The 17,358-nt window shown below is 59.5% G+C and carries 16 protein-coding genes and 1 tRNA gene; 13 read left to right on the top strand and 4 right to left on the bottom strand.

Annotated features, from left to right (window positions below):
• Positions 1 to 97: 97 nt before the first annotated feature.
• Positions 98 to 298, bottom strand: a complete 201-nt coding sequence (locus SA339_10015) for a hypothetical protein (GenBank protein ID MDW5563549.1) — start codon at positions 296 to 298, stop codon at positions 98 to 100.
• 155 nt (positions 299 to 453) lie between these two features.
• Between SA339_10015 and SA339_10020 the strand changes: the two genes are divergently transcribed.
• Positions 454 to 560, top strand: a tRNA-Ser gene (locus SA339_10020).
• Positions 561 to 636: 76 nt separating this feature from the next.
• Here the strand turns inward: SA339_10020 and SA339_10025 are convergent.
• Both SA339_10025 and larE read right to left on the bottom strand, forming a co-directional pair.
• Positions 637 to 1,200 (bottom strand): hemerythrin domain-containing protein, encoded by a 564-nt coding sequence (locus tag SA339_10025; protein MDW5563550.1) that lies wholly within the window; start codon positions 1,198 to 1,200, stop codon positions 637 to 639.
• Positions 1,201 to 1,289: 89 nt separating this feature from the next.
• A complete protein-coding gene (larE, locus tag SA339_10030; protein MDW5563551.1) occupies positions 1,290 to 2,096 on the bottom strand; it encodes an ATP-dependent sacrificial sulfur transferase LarE in 807 nt (268 codons plus the stop codon).
• A gap of 83 nt (positions 2,097 to 2,179) precedes the next feature.
• Between larE and larB the strand changes: the two genes are divergently transcribed.
• From larB to SA339_10090, 12 genes are all read left to right on the top strand, one after another.
• Positions 2,180 to 2,953 carry a nickel pincer cofactor biosynthesis protein LarB gene (larB, locus tag SA339_10035; protein ID MDW5563552.1) on the top strand — a complete coding sequence of 258 codons (774 nt, stop codon included), beginning with the start codon at positions 2,180 to 2,182 and terminating at the stop codon, positions 2,951 to 2,953.
• A gap of 22 nt (positions 2,954 to 2,975) precedes the next feature.
• Positions 2,976 to 4,637 (top strand): hypothetical protein, encoded by a 1,662-nt coding sequence (locus tag SA339_10040; GenBank protein MDW5563553.1) that lies wholly within the window; start codon positions 2,976 to 2,978, stop codon positions 4,635 to 4,637.
• A gap of 4 nt (positions 4,638 to 4,641) precedes the next feature.
• Positions 4,642 to 5,607, top strand: a complete 966-nt coding sequence (locus SA339_10045) for a GNAT family N-acetyltransferase (protein ID MDW5563554.1) — start codon at positions 4,642 to 4,644, stop codon at positions 5,605 to 5,607.
• Between the two features lie 198 nt (positions 5,608 to 5,805).
• On the top strand, positions 5,806 to 6,774 hold the full coding sequence (locus SA339_10050) for a hypothetical protein (protein MDW5563555.1): 969 nt from the start codon (positions 5,806 to 5,808) through the stop codon (positions 6,772 to 6,774).
• A complete protein-coding gene (locus SA339_10055; GenBank protein ID MDW5563556.1) occupies positions 6,775 to 7,482 on the top strand; it encodes a hypothetical protein in 708 nt (235 codons plus the stop codon).
• Between the two features lie 99 nt (positions 7,483 to 7,581).
• A complete protein-coding gene (locus SA339_10060) occupies positions 7,582 to 8,523 on the top strand; it encodes a UbiA family prenyltransferase (protein MDW5563557.1) in 942 nt (313 codons plus the stop codon).
• The gene (locus SA339_10065) at positions 8,520 to 9,515 is read left to right on the top strand and encodes a polyprenyl synthetase family protein (protein ID MDW5563558.1); all 996 of its coding nucleotides are present in this window, start codon (positions 8,520 to 8,522) and stop codon (positions 9,513 to 9,515) included. Before SA339_10060 ends, SA339_10065 begins: the two co-directional genes overlap by 4 nt.
• Positions 9,516 to 9,582: 67 nt before the next feature.
• A complete protein-coding gene (locus tag SA339_10070; GenBank protein ID MDW5563559.1) occupies positions 9,583 to 10,878 on the top strand; it encodes an Nre family DNA repair protein in 1,296 nt (431 codons plus the stop codon).
• Positions 10,871 to 11,704, top strand: coding sequence for a radical SAM protein (locus SA339_10075; GenBank protein ID MDW5563560.1), 834 nt, complete (start codon positions 10,871 to 10,873; stop codon positions 11,702 to 11,704). The genes SA339_10070 and SA339_10075 overlap by 8 nt, the downstream gene beginning before the upstream one ends.
• A 186-nt stretch (positions 11,705 to 11,890) precedes the next feature.
• On the top strand, positions 11,891 to 13,561 hold the full coding sequence (gene thsA, locus SA339_10080) for a thermosome subunit alpha (GenBank protein ID MDW5563561.1): 1,671 nt from the start codon (positions 11,891 to 11,893) through the stop codon (positions 13,559 to 13,561).
• Positions 13,562 to 13,713: 152 nt separating this feature from the next.
• The gene (locus SA339_10085; protein MDW5563562.1) at positions 13,714 to 15,075 is read left to right on the top strand and encodes a hypothetical protein; all 1,362 of its coding nucleotides are present in this window, start codon (positions 13,714 to 13,716) and stop codon (positions 15,073 to 15,075) included.
• Between the two features lie 155 nt (positions 15,076 to 15,230).
• Positions 15,231 to 16,598, top strand: a complete 1,368-nt coding sequence (locus SA339_10090) for a hypothetical protein (GenBank protein ID MDW5563563.1) — start codon at positions 15,231 to 15,233, stop codon at positions 16,596 to 16,598.
• 318 nt (positions 16,599 to 16,916) lie between these two features.
• Here the strand turns inward: SA339_10090 and SA339_10095 are convergent, their stop codons facing one another.
• Complete coding sequence (locus SA339_10095) at positions 16,917 to 17,309, bottom strand: OB-fold nucleic acid binding domain-containing protein (protein MDW5563564.1); 393 nt, start codon at positions 17,307 to 17,309, stop codon at positions 16,917 to 16,919.
• Positions 17,310 to 17,358: the final 49 nt, after the last annotated feature.

The raw sequence follows: 17,358 nt of genomic DNA on the forward strand, positions 1-17,358 counted from the left end.
CCCCCGATAGGTGCTAAAGGTAATAATAAAGGTTTCTGGCCGGGTACTGTACTTCAGACAGGTTTCGGTTGACCGTCGGTCCACTCACTGGCAAAGGTCAGCCGCCTGAGGCGACCTTGACTATCCTGAGGGTGTCCCCGTCCTCCAATCTCTCGTCCACGGGAATGGGTACTCCTCCCCGCAATATTATATGGGCGTCAGGAAGGAGGCAGAGCCGGTCGAGCACCTCGACGGAAGAGGCATGCTCAGGGACCTCCATCTCTTCCCTGCATCCGCCCTTGGTAATGATGACCCTCATCGGCCCTTGCAGGAAGCTCAGGGTTTTTATCATTTGCCTGTGGATCGCCGACCATCCCTGCGGCGTTCCGGAGGTCGAAACCCCCTGTATCCGTTCCGGAGCACCATTTGCCTAGGAAATGACTTATAGGTGGTGACGATTCTGCCATATCCAACGCCGAGGTAGTCTAGCCCGGTAAGGCGGTGGTCTCGAAAGACCGAGATCTCCGAGCGAACCACTGGCGGTCTCCGCCACGGGAGTTCAAATCTCTCCCTCGGCGCCATTCTCTATCAATCTTTATCTGCTTTCAACGTGCGGTCCCCTTGCCAAGTTCCCGCTCGTCCGGGCGCGTTCGAGGCTCATCGTCCCATAAGGGGGTACTTGATGACCCCCTCACCCCAAACCTTGTCCTGGAGGCGGTTGGCGAAATCCTCCGCTTTTTTCGGGAAATCCTCTCCGAACTCCTCCTTAATGAAGGCCTGCGACTGTTCGAAGATGGCGAGATCATTATCCCCCTCGAATGCGGCATCCATCCCTGGGAACACCACCTCCTCCTCTTCTCGGATGTGATGCATCATGTGCGCGGCGAGGTCTGTGATGTTGCGGGCTAGGGGAGCGGTCTCCCAGGCCTTCACGTTCTCATCGATGGCCAGGGCAAAGGCTCGGGCCTTGCGATGGTCATCGATGAGCTCAGGTATCATTTCCTTGATCTGCTCTGGAGAAACGGCTGCGGCCGGGAACACAAACCTCTCCTCCCGACCATGGTGGTATCGGTCCATGAAGTCGAGGAAGAACTGAGCTACCTCAGGCATGATGTCCCGATGCTGGTCGAAGGTCCCCTCAGCAGCCATGTCGGCGGCGACATCCAGAACCTGGCGCAGGATGCCGTGATCATATGACAGAAGGGTGATCATGATGCGCATACCCGCTCATTGTCACGTGATGCTAATCCTTTTTTCGCCGATGCGTCCGCTGACACAAGCAAATGGCCGGTGAACGCCCCCGGGTCGACCTAACGACCAGGCAGGGCCTCGGACATGCTTCCAGAACGGAAACCGGTGAGATCCAAGGTAACATAGATGAAGCCCAGCGACCTCAGCCCGGACTCGATGACCTCGCGGTCCTCTACCGCTCGAACCAGGAACCGTGCCTCGACCTCGACCCTGGCGATAGTGCCGTGATGCCGGACCCGTACCTGACCATAGCCGAGGTCGTGTAGGAGCCTTTCCGCTTCGTCCACCTGGATAAGCTTTTCCGTGGTGATCCTTTCGTTGTAAGGTATCCGGGTTGCAAGACAGGGGGATGGCGGCCGGGAGGCGGTCGGGAGTCCTAACTCCCTGGATGCCCCGCGAATATCCTCCTTATCCATACCCGCCTCGGCTAGCGGGGAACGTACCCCCAGCTCACGCAGCGCCCTCATGCCGGGGCGGTCACCGTCCTGGTCGCCAGAATGGGTGCCGTCGGCGACCAACTGCAGGTCCATGGCTCTCGCGGCTCGGATAATCTCCTGAAAGACCAGCTTCTTGCAATGATAGCATCGATCCGGGGGGTTCGCGATGATCTCGGATCGGGAAAGTACGTCCAAGGCGATGACCTTGGCCTCGATCCCCAGTCCCTTGGCGGTGCGCACGGCCTCCGCCACTTCCCCTTCGGGCATGAGGGAGGAGGAGCACACGATGGCCGATGCCCCACTTTCCAGTTCCTCCTTGGCGACCTTCAGCAACAGGGTGCTGTCCACTCCTCCGGAATAGGCGATGGCCACCTCGTCCATGCTTTTCACGATGTGGCGCAGTCTCCGCAACCGGTCCGACGCTTGCACGTGCGGTCATCTACTCTGCCCCGTAAAATCGTTTACCCTGGTCCGGGGAAGCGAACAATATAAGGAGAATCAGCCAATCCGGGATGGACATGACCATCCGGGACGTGCTGGAACGCTACAGGAAGGGAGAGCTGGAGAGCGACGAGGCGGAAAGGCTGTTGCGTCTGGACTATGTCCGGAAGATCGGGGAGCACACTCTGTTCGACCCTCGCCGGTCGGAACGCAAGGACGTCCCCGAGATCATATATGGGGAGGGAAAAAGCCCTGCGGTTGTAGCCGAGATCGTCGGACAGGCTCTTCAGGACAAGGATCACCTCATCATCTCCCGGGCCAGCATCGGGCACATGGAGGCCGTATGTGGCAAGCTGGGGGTGGAAATAGTGCGTTACGAGAAGGCAGCGTCGATGATCATTGTGGACCGCCGCCCCCGGACCGAGTTCAGGGGGCTCATCGGCATCCTGGCCGCGGGAACCTCCGATGTTCGGGTGGCCGAGGAGGCCAAGGTCGTGGTCGAGGCTATGGGCGTAGGGGTTACCGTCGCCTATGATGTGGGGATCGCCGGCTTCCATCGTTTGCTCGATCCCCTGACGAAGATGCTCGACCAGGGGGTGGACGCGCTCATTGTGGTCGCTGGGATGGAGGGAGCGCTGGCCTCCGTAGTATCATCTCTTGTCGATGTCCCGGTCATCGGCGTCCCCACATCGGTTGGATACGGGGCCGGAGGGAATGGTAAGGGAGCGCTGCTAACCATGCTGCAATCCTGCTCTCCGGGGCTGGCAGTGGTCAACATTGACAACGGGGTAGGTGCTGGAGCCACCGCCGGGCTTATAAGCTTAAGATGTCGACGCTCTAAATAATGAAAGGACGGAAATGCGGGTGATGATGGGCAGGGCAGACAACCGGAGGGCGGCCGAGCAGTTCTACGATCTCGCCCTGGCGATGGAGCTCCAGGGTGAAAGATGGAGGGCTAACTCGTACATGAAGGCCGCCCGCAGCATCGAGGCCCAGACCGAATCCCTTCGCTCCATCAGCGACCGAAGGGGTCTCCGCAGCATCGAGGGGGTGGGAGAGAGCATCGAATCCAAGCTGGAAGAGTTCCTCGCCACGGGTCGGATCGAGGTCCTGGAGGCGGTCAAGGATCTGCTCCCCGAGGACCTCCCCGTCTTCCGGGACGCCCCGTGGCTGGGCTTCCGCCGGGTCGCTGACCTCGACCGCTTGCTTGGCGTCCGCACGGTTGATGAGCTTCTCAGGGCTATAAGCGAGGGGCGGCTCGCTGATCTGCCGGACTTCGATGACGAGGTGCAGCAGCGTACAGCAGAGTGGCTCAACTGGAGGAGAGAGGAGGCGGCAGAGATACCCGCCCCTTTTGCTCTCCGCTCGGCCATCAATATATTGGACGAGCTGTTCGCGGGCGGCAATGTCACCGGGATCGAGCTGGCGGGCCCGGCCAGGAGGATGGTGAGCTCGGTGGCTAATGTCACTCTGCTGTTCTCCTCGCCTGTTCCCGACTTAGTGGTCGCCCAGTTCGGGATCTCTCCTGAGGTGGTCGAGCTGACGATGGTGGAACGGGAGCAAGCCATCGGCAAGACCCGGTCGGGGGCGGCATGCATGGTCCGCCAGGTGAGGGAAGATCAGTTCGCTTGGGAGCTGTTACAGGCCACAGGGGCGGACGCCCACCTCCGGGAGCTGGCCGAGGCGGCCAAGGCCGCAGGGACCCGCCTAAGCTCGCCGGCGCTGAAACATGCTGGGTCAGAGGAGGAGATCTACGCTCGCCTGGGCCGTTGCTACGTCTCGCCGGAGATGAGGGAGGGTCGCGAGGCCCCCGGTGTCCCGCTGACTGCCGATGACCTCGTGGGGGACCTTCACATTCGATGCTCCTCCTTCGGCGGACCTCTGAGGGTCAAGGAGATGATGGCTGCCGCGGCCCGGCTCGGGCACCGCCTCGTGTGCTTCTGCGACCGGATAGGGCGGCACATGGACGTCGACGCCTTCGACCGCCGGAACGCCCTAATCGACGAGATCCAGGGGTATGAGGGCATGGTGATCCTCAAGGGAGCAGAGGTCGACATCACCCCTGACGGGCGCCTGGACGCTCCCTCGGACGTCCTCGACGGCCTGGATCTGGTAGTGGCATCGGTGAACACCAGGCTCGCCATGCCTCCTGGGGAGATGGAGGCCCGAGTGCTGAGGGCAATGGACGACCCCAACATGGATGTACTGGGCCACCCCACCAATCGGGTGATCGGCCTGCGGGAGGGGAACGGCATCGACCTATCCAGAGTGGCAGAGCGTGCTGCGGAGAGGCGGGTGGCGCTAGAGATGAATGCTTACCCCGACCGCCTGGACCTTTCTGATAATGACGCTTTCAAGGTTTATGAGTCAGGAGCGTTCTATTCGTTGGGCACCGATGCCGCGTTCCCCGTGGAACTGGACGGCTGGAGGTGGGCGTTGACCATGGCTCGCAAGGCTATGCTGGAACCGGGAAGGGTACTAAATTCGTTGTCCCCCCAGCTGCTGAAAGGGCGGGCCTGGAGGAAGTGAACCGATGAGCGTGTTGATACGACGGGAGAGGGAGGCCAGGCTCAGGACCATGACCACGGGGGACATGGAGGAGGTCCGAGAGGTCGGACAGGTCGCATGGTCGGACCTGGCTATGCATGATATAGGGCGGAGGTTCAAGTACCCCAAGCGGTCGGAGCGGATCATCGATGCCTATCTGACCAACGATCCCCAGGGCTGTGTGGTGGCCGAGGTCGAGGGCAAGATCGTGGGCTCGGCGTTCTGCCACACCTGGGGCAGGGTCGGATGGACCGGCCCTCTGGAGGTCCTTCCTGCCTATCAGGACCATGGGATCGGCAAGATGCTTCTGAAATCCTGCGAGTCTCATCTGTCGGAGAGAGGGTGCTCGATCATTGGTCTGGAGACCATGTGTCACCTGCCCAAGAACCTCCACTTTTACATGTCATCGGGATATCGTACCGGGCCGGCCACCCTGATCATGGAGAAGGTGCTCAGGCAGGAGCACGGTGATACCGCGGGGGTGAAGGAGATCGAGAAGAGCGATCTCGATGGAGGCCTGGAGATAGTGACCCGGCTCAGCCAGGCGATCAACCCTCAGCTAGACTATGCCCCTGAGGCTCTGTCCATCGTCAGTAAGGGTCTCGGCAACCTTTACGTGCTGGAAGGGGACCAAGGGCCCCTTGGATGCGCCCTCCTGCATACCTATCAGCGGGGGGAGGAAGCTCCCTACTCCTCGGTGAAGGCGGTGCTCGTCGATCCCCGCGCCCCCGATCCCCGAATGGTCCTGGACCGACTGATGAACAGGTGTGAGGCAAAATCCCTGGAGGGGGGGAAGACCAAGCTTCTGACTCGTTTCTCACCGATCGACAACCGCATGTACGGAGTGATGCTCGCCCGCTCCTATGCCCTCAGGGGGGCGAATCTTCGGATGATCAAGGTCGGGGAATATGACGAGGCCGGATGGTGCAGCATCACCTCGTGGGCCGGTTGAGCTATTTGCGGCCTCGGTCCCCGCCTTACAATGGGCGAACGGGACCTGGCCCGTATCTCTTCCCTTCAGGGAAATGCCCATGGCGCACCGGCGAACCTTTCCACCGCCCTACCCTCGCAACCTACGAATATATCCTTTTGAAGTTCGAATATAAGTGAGGCCCGGAACGGGTCAAGTAACAACGAAGAGGTCGAGAGGGTGAAGATCGCCATCGCAGGGGCCGGCATGGCCGGAGCTTATCTTAATAGGCTGTTGAACGAAACGGGCCACGACGAGGTCGTGGTCTATGATGAGGTGAAGAGGACCGGTTGCGGGCAAAGGCCGTGTGCCTGGGGAGTGGCCCCGGCGGACGAATATCGCCGCCTGGTGGGCCGCTTCCTGGACCCAGAGAAATATATCAACAAGCGGTCGGGAAAGGTCAGCATAGACGGTATCGCCATGGGCGCCGACCTCCTGACGGTGGATAAGCCTGCCCTCATCCGAGACATGCTTAACGGCACACCGTTGAGGTATGGTCCGCTGGATCCCGAGGCGTACGATCTGGTGGTCGACGCTACGGGCGTGGAGCGTGCCTACCTCGGTCCGGTGGAGGACGAGGACCTGGTCGCCGAGCTCTGCCAATACCGGATCGCCTCCGAGGAGGATCTGGGAACATGGTTCAGGACCTCGAGCTCAGGCTACGGATGGTGCTTCCCCCTCGGGAAGGGTGAATATCATGTCGGCTATGGAAACCTACCTCCGCACGTCGGCGCGGGGATGGCCACCATCGATGCCACGGTGGAAGCCTCGACGGTCAAGTGCAAGTGTCTTAGCCGGATCAGGTTGTCCTCGCCTCATCACACTCGACCACTGGTCAAGGACAACATCGTGGGGGTGGGGGAGAGCATCGGAGCAGTGGGACCGTTGGGCGGAGATGGGAACCTCTATGCCATGCAGTGCGCGGAGATGCTTTTCGATAACCTCGGGGATCTGGAGGGCTATCAGAGAGAGGTGCTGCGCCGATATGAATGGATGAGGCGGGAGAGGGCCACGCTACTCAAACTGCTGGACGGCAACCATCCTTCCCTTGGGGACATCAGGGTGTTCGTCCAACATGCCCGAAGGACCGGATTCTCCATGAGGCCCCTGCAAGCCATCAAGTTCCTGGAGAGGATAGGCGGGGTCTAGGTGCCGACCGGTGCACGGGCCAGGGACCTTCCCTCGGGGCGCTGGGAGCGTCTTGGATGGTACCGATCGTTCGTGCATAACCGTAGTGTGGGCGGCAGCCTGTTCACTCTTGTACACCTGCCGTTCATGCTGGCCTTCCTCTCCCTGACCATCGTGGGAGCGGCAGCGGAGGGAAAGATGGACAGGACTGTGCTATTCCTTTCCCTGGCTGTGGTGGCTGTTCTCCTGTATGCGGAGCACATGTTGGACGACACCACAAGGGTCGGCAAGCCATGGGGCACCGTGTTCGGGGATCGCGTCCTGCTCACTATCGCTGCCTCCCTCTTCGCCGCGTCCCTGTTCATCGCCTTGTACGCCAGCCTGCGCTATGGATCGGCGCTCCCCCTGGTCGGAGTAGGTATAGGCATCGTTCTCACCATCCTCTACGGGCTCGAAGTGGGAGGATTCCACACCGTCGCTTTCGGAGGGATGGGCATGGGGGCAGTGACGCCCTTATCCTACCTCGCCCAAGCTCTGAGCTTCGGGAGCGGAGGAAATCTCGTCACAGCGCTTGTTCTGTTCATCTTCGGTTCCTGCTACGGATTTGTTCTCCTCTCGCTGTACGAAAGCACTAAGGTCGGGGACTGCCATCTCATGTGGCGATTGCTTGCGGTCCATTTTGTGACGATCTACGCCCTGGCCGCTGCGGTGCTGCTCGACCTCACCTGAAGTCGATCATGGTGGCCATCAAGGTCCATGCAGCAAAGTAGATGAGCCTTATGAGCCCAGTAATGGATAACGTCCCGTCTACCGGCGGGACGACCGCTCATGCGTTCGATTTCCTTGCTACACTTCGCTCGCTTCAAGCCCCTCGCCGCCTGGAGCGTGAGCGCGTCGGTCCTGGGTGTAGCGCTTGCATTGCTGGCGGGAGAAGGAACCCTGGTCGGTCCGGCATCCATGGTCCTGGCGATAATATGCGTGGCCCTCATGCAGTACGTCGCGCACCCCATGAACGACCTCATGGACCTCGACCTCGATCGCCAGGCGCCGATCGGTCCGACCGGCCGCCACAAACCTCTGGTAGATGGCAATGCTACGGTGCCCGAGGTCCAGCGTCTGAGCGCGGTGGTGGTGGTGATTATCCTGCTCATCTTGACCTACCTCATCCTCCTCCGGCCGGTGCTTATCGCCCCGGCCGCCTATGGCATGATCGCTCTCTTCGGCTACAACCATCCTCGCCTACGATGGGCTTACAAGCCTTACACCGAGCTCTACTTGAGCGCGCCCGTCAACGCCCTCTCCGTTCTGGTGATATCGTTCATCGGTTCCGGCACCATCACTGCGGCATCGGTAGCGGTGAGTGCGGTGTTCGGATTCGCTTCGAGCACCTTCTTCGTGAGCATGATGAGCATGGACTATCCGACCGACCGCCTGAACGGCAAGATCACCTCGATAGTACGATGGCCTCATGTGCGGTACTGCACCGGCTACCCCATGCTCGGCCTCGCCGTGGCCATTGGCGCAATCCCCGTGCTCATATTAATAGGAGGATTGACGGCGACGACGGCCGTATGCCTGTGCGTCCTGACCTTCGCAGTATTGGCCGCTCTCGGTTCCGGCGTTGACGACCTGAGGCTGAAGTTCATCTATGGCGGCGTCCAGCAACCCGAGGGCATGTCCGCCCGCCTCCGGTTGGGGCAGCTGTACGTTTCGGTGCTGTTCTCGGTCGCCCTGTCCATCGTTCTGCTGGCTGGAGGGCTCGGAGCATGAACAGAGGGCAGGTGGCGTTCGAGGCGACGAATCGTGAGGGAGGACGAGCGTCGTTCCTCGCCTTTCTGGATGGAGTGAGGAAGGAGATCGACGAATGGATGGGAAAACACATCGCCCTGCGAGCCGGTGGGGACCGGGAGCTGGCGGACCACTTCCGCGGGGGAAAGCGCCTTAGGGGCGGAACCGTGCTCCTTCTGTACGAGGCCCTCTCCGACGGGGACGGGGGGCGGGGCATGGCCCTGGACCTCGCCGCCGCGATTGAGCTCGCTCATGCCGTCAGTCTCATGATCGATGACGTGCTGGACGGCGACCGGATCCGGCGGGATGCACCGTCCCTACCGGCCACCAGAGGCCCTCACCTTACCATTCTGGAGGCGGTTCGCATGCTCTCTGTCCCCTACTCCCTGGCCGGCCCTCATGGGACGGCCGTCATCAGCCACCTGGCCGCCACTCATGAGCTAATGGTCAGCGGTGCGCTAGCCGAGCTGCAGCGGTCCGATCAGGGTAAGAAGGTCCCGTATGCACGCCTGATCTCGATGAAGTCGGGTAGCCTGTTCGAGTTGGCTGCCCGGTTCGGAGCCCTGGCGGCAGGATGCTGCGAGGAGAAGGCGGCCCTGGCAGGGGCGTACGGCAACACTCTGGGGACGGTCCACCAGTTCGCCGATGATATCGTGGACCTTAGGGACGCCCTCTCCGCTGGCCGGGAGGTCCGGGGTTCCGAGGGGCTGTTGTTCCAGTGGGCGGTACGAGAGCCAGGAGAACGGCGGAGGGCGATCGACCACGGTGCCCTTGGTCGAGAGGCGGAGAGCGAGCTGGATAGCGAGCTGCAGGTCCACGTGCGCCGGGCCGAGCGCGCTGCTCTGAAGCTCTCATCATCGGTTGGGCGGTGTGGGGGCAGGAGGTCCACGGGTACCTTCCTGCCGATAATGCTCTCCGCTCCCTTCGAGATAGCCTCCGCCATGATCTCCTCGAGACCCTATGGCAGGAAGTGACTGCCTTCCGCGCTGTTCGGAGGACTGGTCATAAAGGATATATATCCTTAGGGGGCTGGGCAATCGGATGTTCGGGGGTAACGTCGGAGCTTTTGATGACCATGTCCGCACGCTGTCCTCAGCGGGCGTCCTAGAGGTCCCCGCTGGTTCTCCCTGCGTGATATGCAAAGGATCGCGGAACCTCTGCGGTAAGGACCGCTGTCCACTGATGATCAAGTTCTACTCCCGCTCCCGCACCAAGACGCTTATCGACACCCTAGACCTCGCGGGGATGTCTCCTCCCGGGATCTTCGTCGGCCGGTACGGCTACCCCAAAGTCGATGTCGGCCCCCTGGTTCCGCCGGTGATGGGCGACACCTCGATCATGGACACTCCGGAGAGATGGGTGGGCAAGTCGATCGACGAGATTGTCGACTTCAGGTTCAACCTGGTGCGGGGGAAGCACCGCATCGACGCGACCGATTTCCGGAGGTACGGGCGGATCGTCGACCACACCCGGGACCTGGCCTTGGCCGTCAACCCCCTGGAGGTGGAGGCTCGTTTCCAGAAAAAACCCTCCGGCCGCCTGGTGCTCGACGACGAGGTCCAGCCCTTCGGCCCATCAGCCAGGCTCAGGGACCTTACCATTGGCAACCCTCGCTACGATCACCACGTGGAGAAGGCTTTCTACGATACCGACCTGAAGGCCACCGAGGCGGTGAAGGCGCTGTACCGGGAAGGTGTCCTCATTTCCAAGATCCAGAAGGCGTTCTCGGTGGGAGCGTTCGGAATTGATAAAAACCGGCGGTTCGTTCCCACCCGATGGTCGATCACCGCCGTAGACGACATCCTGGGTAAGGACCTTCTGAGGACAACTAAGCGCAACCCTCTCATCGAAGACTGGCGGATCTATGATTGGGAGATGCTGGACAACCGGTGGAGCATCTTGCTCATGCCGACCACTTGGAAGTACGAGCTCATCGAGGCCTGGTATCCCAACACCACATGGAACCCGATGGGCAACGAGATCGAAATCATCAGCTCCCACGAGTTCTACGAGGGAAGGCGGGACTACGCCGAAATCGGCGGATGCTACTACGCGGCCCGGCTGGCCGTGAACGAGCTGCTGACCGCCGAACACAGGCAGGCCGGGGCGGTCATCTTTCGGGAGGCGCATCCCGGGTACGTCATGCCCGTAGGAGTGTGGAACGTGCGTGAGAACGTGCGGGCGGCGTTGAAGACCAAGCCCCACAGCTTCGAGACCATGGGGGCGGCGCTCCAGCATGTCACCTCGAGGATGGACATCTCCCTCGAAAGATGGATAAGGGCGTCGGTCATCCTGACGGACATGTTCACCCAGAGGAGGTTGGACGATTATGTCTGATCTGGACGCGTTCATGGAGGACGGCGGCGGCCCCAAGATTATCAAGAAGGAGTGCTACACCGCCCTTTCCCCCTCCCGGCTTCCGGGCCTGGACCTCGCCCTGAACCCCTATACTCAGTGTGCCCACGCCTGTACCTACTGTTATGCGCCGTACCTGATGAGGGTCGATCCTCTGGAGTGGGGGGCCGCGGTGCAGGCCAAGATCAACATCCCCCGGCTGTTGTCCAGAGAGCTGATGAGGAAGAAGGGCGTGGTCGGCCTGGGTACGGTGACCGATCCTTACCAACCGGTGGAGGCCGAGCTTCAGCTCACTCGCCGGTGCCTCGATGAGATGGTGCGGGCCGGGTCGAGCGTTTCGCTGCTGACCAAGTCGGACCTGGTCATCAGGGACATAGACCTTCTGAGGAAGATGGCCTCGGCCGAGGTGGGCATAACCATCAACACCTGCGAGGACGCACGGGCGGCGGTTTTCGAGTCCGGCGCCCCCCCGCCCTCGAGGAGGCTGAAGGCCGTGCGGGCCCTGGTAGACGCTGAGATTGGGACCTATATCTTCCTGGGGCCGGTCATACCCACCATTACCGACCATGACCTTGATGGACTGGTGAATTCGCTCATCGAGACCCGCGTGCGGTCAGTGATGATTGACCGTCTGAATCTCAGGCCGGGCATGAAGGAGAGGATGAGCGCGGTGATGAGGGAACGCTCATCATCCACACTAGACGAGTTCGAGCTGGAGGTCGACAATGATCGCTTCTACAATGACATAATCACCTACCTGAAGCGCTCGCTCACCGACGGCGGGATCGTGGTCATCGACGCGTTCTAAGCATGGCCGACCTGGAGGATGAAGGTGTGGGCCACTAGAGAATGGACGACCTTGACGATGCTTCGCCCGCAGCATGCTCCGGATCGTTTCGGTCGGGGGTGCCACACGATGCCCGCGGGGCCGGCAAAATAGTAATTCTTATATAGAAGCGATAAACTATCGGGCCCAACGAAAGGAGGATAACTAATGGCATATTCTCTAGGACAAAGCCAACCTATTATCGTGCTAAGAGAGGGCACTGAGCGGACCAAGAACAAGGAAGCTCAGGCCAATAACATCGCCGCTGCCCGCGCCATAGCTGACGCGGTACGCACCACCTTGGGACCGAAGGGCATGGACAAGATGCTGGTCGATTCCCTCGGCGATGTCGTCATCACCAACGATGGCGTGACCATCCTGAAGGAGATCGACGTCCAGCATCCCGCGGCCAAGATGGTCGTGGAGGTGGCCAAGACCCAGGATTCCGAGTGCGGGGACGGCACGACCACCTCCGTGGTCATCGCCGGCGAGCTCCTGAAGCAGTCCGAGCAGCTTATCGACCACAACGTTCACCCGACCATCATCGCCAACGGGTACAAGCTTGCGGCCGCCGAGGCCATCAGGATCCTCGAGAAGATCGCCGTGGACGCGAAGGGCAACGATGTTCTGAAGAGGGTCGCCAAGACCGCCATGACCGGCAAGTCCGTGGGTGGCCAGATCGACTACCTTTCCGAACTCGCGGTGAAGGCCGTTAAGGCCGTGGCCGAGGATTCCGACGGCAAGTGCAAGGTCGACGTGGAGAACATCAAGGTCGAGAAGAAGACCGGCATGACCGTAGCTGACACCGAGTTCATCAACGGCCTGGTCGTGGACAAGGAAAAGGTCCACCCCCGGATGCCTAAGGTCGTCAACAAGGCTAAGATCGCCATCATATCCTCCGCCCTGGAGATCAAGAAGACCGAGGTCGAGGCCAAGATCCAGATCCGGGACCCCGCCGCCATGCAGCGCTTCCTGGACGAGGAGGAGTCCCAGCTGAAGGAGATGGTCGACAAGATCAAGTCCGTCGGCGCCAACGTCGTGTTCTGCCAGAAGGGCATGGATGACCTCGTGCAGCACTACCTGGCCAAGGCCGGTATCTACGCCTGCAGGAGGCTCAAGGAGTCGGACATGGAGAAGCTCGCCAAGGCTACCGGCGGCAACGTCGTGGGCAACCTGGACTCCATATCCAAGGCCGATCTGGGCTGCGCCGATTCGGTCGAGGAGCGCAAGATCGGTGAGGAGGAGATGACCTTCGTCACCGGCTGCAAGAACCCCAAGGCCGTCAGCATCATCATCAGGGGCGGCACCGAGCACGTCATTGACGAGGTCGAGCGCGCCCTGCACGACGCCCTCCGCGTGGTCGGAGTGGCCATGGAGGACGGAAAGGTCGTCGCCGGCGGCGGTGCTCCCGAGATCGAGCTCGCCCTCAGGCTCGCCGACTACGCCTCTACCGTGGGAGGCCGCGAGCAGCTGGCCATCGAAGCTTTCGCCGAAGCGATGGAGATCATCCCCTGGGCCCTGGCCGAGAACGCCGGTCTGGACCCCATCGACCTGGTCATCAAGCTGAAGACCGCTCACGAGGGTAAGAAGAACGCCATGTACATGGGCATCGATCTGGAGACCGGCGAGCCGGCCAACATGATGGACGCTAATGTCATCGAGCCCCTCAGGGTCAAGAAGCAGGCTGTCGAGTCCGCGACCGAGGTCGCCGGCATGATCCTCAGGATCGATGATGTCATCGCTTCCAAGAAGGGCCCTGGCCCCGGCGCCCCCGGAATGCCCGGCGCCGACAGGATGCCTCCAGGCGGAATGCCCGGCATGATGCCCGGCATGATGTAAGGTCAGCACAGGCCAAACCTCCTTCGCAAACCCCTTACCATTACATTTTTTCATTATCCGCGGTCGTGCTCTTTCCTGATCAGTGCATCTCGCTTCGCTAGCTACTAATATTCAGCCCTAAAATCCTCGGAAAAATCACTGGTTGGGATTCCATGAACAAGATGACATCCGCGGCCGCGGTGCTGGTCGTCGGAATGCTCCTTGCCGGGATGCTGTTGATCCCGGCGGGAACGGTTTCGGCCTCCGCTTCGAGCCTCAAGGTCGGTGACCAGTGGGCCATGGGAAAGGAAGTAGACTATGGCTCCAACATCACCGCTAATGAGAACCAGCTCAATGACCTGCTAAGGAGCCAGGTCAATATGACCATAGACAAGCTGAAGGTCGACTCCAAGGTCGCCTACTACGTGCTCTTCGAGGTCACTGGGGAAACTGAGACCACCTATTCCGTGACCGCCAAGATGGCCGTCCGTTTCGCTACCTCGGCCAATGTCGAGGTCACCGGAAGTATGCCGGTAGCCGGCTCGTACAGCGCGAGCGACAACCCCTTCGCCCCCTCTTCCACCGTGAACAAGGTGACCAAGACCATGACCGTCAGCCTCGATGAGAAGCTGGGTATGGTGCTCTCCGCCACCGCCATCGTCGAAAAGGCATCCAGAGCCATCACCAATATGACCTGGACATACAAGGGTGCGGCGAGCGTGGAGCTGGACGGCAAGAACATACCCGACGTCAACACCTCCGACGGTGTGCAGAGGATCAGCTACAAGAATTACGATGTGGGGATGGAGATGGTTGCCGGGATGAACCTATACATGGACTTCACACCCGCCCTTGACCTCCTCCAGATGCCGGTGAAGCAGGGTGAGACCTGGTACACCAACGCCAGCACAGCGACGGTCAGCGGTAGCATAAACGGCCACATCGACGCCCACGGCCTCACCGACGACCAAAAGGCCCTGATCTTCACCGAGGAACTAGCCAACGCCACAGGGGCCACGGACTTTCCGATCGACCTACGGAACCTCAACACCACCGACGGGAAGATATCTAACGGCCAGTTCGGGCCATACGAGTATAAAGTCGATCCGATGAAGATGCGCTGCCTCTACGGATACATTGTGCGCAACGTCGATGACGTGGACAAGCAATACATGATTATCCAGGTCAACGACGGCGCGAAGTTCCTGTACTCGCCCGATGCCGCCCTCATGTCGGGCATGTATCTGTCGTTGGACGACACCCAGATCCCGGACCTTCCCGAGGGCACAGACTATATCATGACCATCCTCGGCAACCAGGTGAACCTCGAGCCCGTTGATGCGCAGACCGCCAGCAACAACATCGCCTCGATAGAGTCGTACACCAACAAGCTGACCTCAGACGTCGATGACTCGGGGTTCAACATATCCGACTTCTTTTTCAAAGCTCCTTTCCTCGGGACCTTCTTCGGCATCATCGCAGTGATCTCGGTTGGCGTGATAGTGTTCTTCGCAGTGAGGCCCCGAAAACCGTAGACCCATAAACCTATTATCTTCCCTTTTTTTCTTTTATACGAACACCAGTCATGCTTCACTGGACGATAATGGCCGTGCTGCATTCGGTCTTTTACCTACCGCTATTTACTAATATGCAGTCCATTATTATCAAAATAGATATTTGGTGGGATTAAATGAAAAAAATCACATCAGCGGCCGCGGTGCTGGTCGTCATGTTGTTACTCGCTGGGATGCTGTTGGTCCCGGTGGGTACGGTTTCGGCATCCACCTCGTGCCTCAAGGTCGGTGACCAGTGGGCCATGGGAAAAGAGATCGATCTTGGCTCCATGATCACTGAAAACAAGAGCTCGATTAACGACCTTCTCAAGAGCCAGGCTAACCTGACCATCGATAAGTTAAATGTCGATTCGAAGGCCAATTACTGTGCGTTGATCGAGGTGACCGGGGAGAACGAGACCGCCTACACGATCTTCGCCAAGACGGCCGTTCATATCACCACTTCCGCCACCGTGGTTGTAAGCGGGAACGTGCCGGTAGCCGGCTCGTACAGCGCGAGCGACAACCCCTTCGCCCCCTCTTCCACCGTGAACAAGGAGGCCAAGACCATGTGCGCATGTTTTGAGGAGAATCTGTGCATGGTGCTATCGGCCAATATCACCTTGGAGAAGTCCTCGATGGCCATTTCCAAGATGGACGTGGCTGGCAGGTTCGCGGGCTGCATGGAGCTGGATGCCAAGAACGTCCCCATCATAAACACGACCGACGGCAATGTGGCCATTTGCTACAAGGACTTTGATATCGGAGGAAACATCGCCATGGGGGTGCGGATGAACATAGTGTTCAATCCAGCTCTGGATCTCTTGCAACCGCCTGTGGAGAAGGGTGAGACCTGGTACACCAACGCTAGCACAGCTACGGTCACAGGATGCGTCAACGGGCGCATCTGCACTCACGGGCTGACCGAAGACCAGAAAACCGAAATGATCTCAATGGGATTGAAAGCCGTTACGGGTATGGATGATCTACCGTTCGATCCGTCGATGGTATTCGATCATTGCTTCCCTGCCGGTGGCGTCGGGTTCGGACCATACGAGTTCACCATCCCCTCAATGAAGATGCACTGCCTTGATGAGAGCATCGTGAGGAACGTCAATTGCCAGGACAAGGAGTACCTGATCATCCAGGTCAACGACGGCGCGAAGTTACTGTACTCCCCAGACCTTGGCTTCTGGGCCGGGGCATACCTTATGGTGGACAACGATATGATCTGTCACTGGCTGGAAGGTACTGACTATTTCACGGCCTTCCAGAATAAGAATGTCGATCTGGAGCCGGAGGATACAGGGGTCGCCGCCAGCGATATAGCATCCATCAATGACAATACCACCAGGCTGACCGACGATGTCAACGGAGCGGGTTATAACATAACCGACTTTTTCCTCAAGGCCCCGTATGCTGGCATGTTCTATGCCATCGCCATCATGGCTGCGGTCTCCGTCGCAGTTGTGGCGTTCGTCATGATAAGGCCCCGAAAAGAGTAGGCTGCAAACCTCTTCCTCAATCCCTCTTTTCCATTTTACCATGGTCCGGGAATTCATCGTCGTTTTGCCGCTGAGCCCATTCGGGCGACAGCCTCGTGGGAGAGCAGAACCGTTTCGGTTCACTGCCCCATGATCGGGCCCTCCTTCGGTGTATATTTATCCACTGATTACGATCTCAAAGTGGTCGGATTATGGATTTAATAACGAGAATACAGGTTTGCTATGAGACATTAGCCAGTATTATATTAGTATCATACAATATATAAGAAAAAGGTGATAGTAAAAGATAAAAAATAGGTAACGTTATAAGTTTAACTTTTATAGCTTCTCAATTTTACCCTTCTTGCCCTTGGATATGTCCGTTCCGAAATCGGTCTTCTTGACATAGCAGTCGGTCAGGGTGAGCTGTGTCCCAATCTCGAGGTCCATGTTCTCGGGGAGCTCGACATCCTCATCCCACAGCGTAAGGCGGCAGTTTCCGGAATCATCCTCGATGTCTAGGTTCCTGACCCTGCCCTGCCCGCCGGTCCTCTTGTTGAACGTTTTGGCCTCGTTTATCTTGGTGACCCTGACCACCGCGGAGACCTCCTCCCGGTCCTTGATGTCCGATATCTTCTTTGCAACCATCTTGATCCCTCTGTCCTCCAGAACCAAACGGCGGATGGTAATGTCGTCCACCAGGCCACCGAACTCTTCTCGGAGCCTTGCCATCTTGGATTCTGGGCTTTCGTTCATATATGAAGCGATTGAGGACTAGCCT

The organism is Methanomassiliicoccus sp., assembly GCA_033485155.1.
Classification (GTDB): Archaea; Thermoplasmatota; Thermoplasmata; order Methanomassiliicoccales; family Methanomassiliicoccaceae; genus UBA6.